This window comes from Neptunomonas antarctica (assembly GCF_001305295.1).
In the GTDB taxonomy this organism is placed as follows: Bacteria; Pseudomonadota; Gammaproteobacteria; order Pseudomonadales; family Balneatricaceae; genus Neptunomonas; species Neptunomonas antarctica.
This window is the reverse complement of record NZ_LJSI01000024.1, coordinates 1-494: the sequence shown is the minus strand read 5'-3', so window position 1 is coordinate 494 and position 494 is coordinate 1. Positions and strand designations below refer to the sequence as shown.

Below are 494 nucleotides of genomic sequence, written 5' to 3'. Positions count from 1 at the left end.
TTAAACGATAAGCCGAGTCCTGGCATAGCGTTCACACGAATTATCTGACCGAAGTAAAGAGAGCAAACGAGTGGTTCGGCATCTGCCGGGCGACCGCTGCGATAGGCTTGTAGCTCAGCTGGTTAGAGCGCACCCCTGATAAGGGTGAGGTCGGTGGTTCAAGTCCACTCAGGCCTACCAATTCCGATTGGTCAAGAAATTGATAGCAGTTCACACTCAAAATTATGGGGCTATAGCTCAGCTGGGAGAGCGCCTGCCTTGCACGCAGGAGGTCTGCGGTTCGATCCCGCATAGCTCCACCATAATTTATAAAGTTTTAAATATTATGTTTAGAAGACGGCGGTAATGTCTTTAAAAAATATAACATTTAAAGCTTTTTGCTTTAAACGCTCTTTAACAATGTGGATTTGATGAAAGAAAGTCTTGTTTAAAAACAAGCGCCAAAAGTAATTTTATCGTTACGAGAAACATGTTTCTTACCAGACGCCTTCGGG

2 tRNA genes are annotated in these 494 nt (G+C 44.3%); both read left to right on the top strand.

Annotated features, from left to right (window positions below):
• Positions 1–103 precede the first annotated feature (103 nt).
• Positions 104–180: transfer RNA gene (locus Nant_RS04850), tRNA-Ile, on the top strand.
• Positions 181–226: 46 nt separating this feature from the next.
• Positions 227–302: transfer RNA gene (locus Nant_RS04845), tRNA-Ala, on the top strand.
• Positions 303–494 lie beyond the last annotated feature (192 nt).